Annotated in this window: 1 protein-coding gene; it reads left to right on the plus strand. The window is 40.1% G+C overall.

What is annotated here, in order from left to right:
- Positions 1–140: 140 nt before the first annotated feature.
- A partial coding sequence (locus ACRCJ0_RS14370) for a PLP-dependent aminotransferase family protein (protein ID WP_431390894.1) occupies positions 141–1,258 on the plus strand: 1,118 nt, incomplete at its 3' end.

Here is a 1,258-nt window from a genome sequence, read left to right on the forward strand (position 1 = left end):
CATAAATTTGGGTGGTAACACGAAAAGTATTTTCGTCCCTTCATTGTACGGATAACGTATGGTGGAGGGGCTTTTTTATTTTTTAATCAGCGTAAATATAAGGACAAAAGCTAGGAAAGATTCGGAAAAGGAGTATTTCAATGACAAACAATTTTGCGAAACGAACTATCGGACTTCAGACGTCTCCCTTAAGAGAGAACGCCAAGAAAGCAGGGACAGATCCCGACACAATTTCTTTCTCGTTTGGTTATCCGTCAAAAGATGCCTACCCAATAGATACATTGAGACAGATATCTGACAATCTTTATGAGAATGAAGAGCCAGATTCTTATTTACAATATGGCCAAACGGAAGGCGTCCCAGAACTACGAGAAGTTTTAAAAGAAAGATTAGCGAAAACAATCCAGTTACAAACAGCAGAAGATTTGATTATCACTTCCGGTGCTACCCAAGGAATCGCATTATCGGTCAAGTTATTTTGTAATGAAGGGGATATTGTTTTATGTGAGGCGCAAACCTTTCACGGAGCAGTGACTTCTATCAAATCAAATGGCGCTATACCAGAAGGAATTCCGAAGACCGCAAGCGCTAATATCGATTTTGATTATTTAGAAAAAAGACTTAGTGAAGATGTGGATAAACGGATTAAATTGCTGTACTTAATTCCGAACTTCCAAAATCCTTTAGGCACAAGTCTTACTTTAGAAGAGCGTAAGGCCATCTATGCACTAGCTAAAAAATACGACGTCGTTATCATAGAAGACGATCCATACGGCGAATTGCAGTATACAGGCGAAATGATTCCGCGCATTAAGTCGCTCGATGAGGATGGTCGCGTGATCTATGTGGGTTCTTTTTCAAAAATCCTCGCACCTAGTACGCGTTTAGGCTTTCTGATTGCTTCAAGTGACATTCTTGAAAAAGTGATCGTCTTAAAACAAGTGGCAGACTCCCATACCAACAACTATTGGCAACGAGTCTTACTGGGCTTTATCAAAGAATACGACTTTGAAGGCCATGTGGCTTTTTTGAAAGACTATTACGGTCAGAAATTCCAGCTTATGGTCGACAAGTTAAGCGAAATTCCATCAGAATATATTGATTTTGCGGTACCAACAGGTGGTTATTTTATCAATTGTCAGCTTAAAGAAGGTGTGGATATTGAGGCCTTCTATCAGTATTTGGCGGACCGTCATGTGGTGGTGATTCACGGTAATGTGATGAGCGTAGACCATGTTGGCTTCGAAGATAATTTCCG

The organism is Aerococcus sp. L_32 (genome assembly GCF_050689315.1).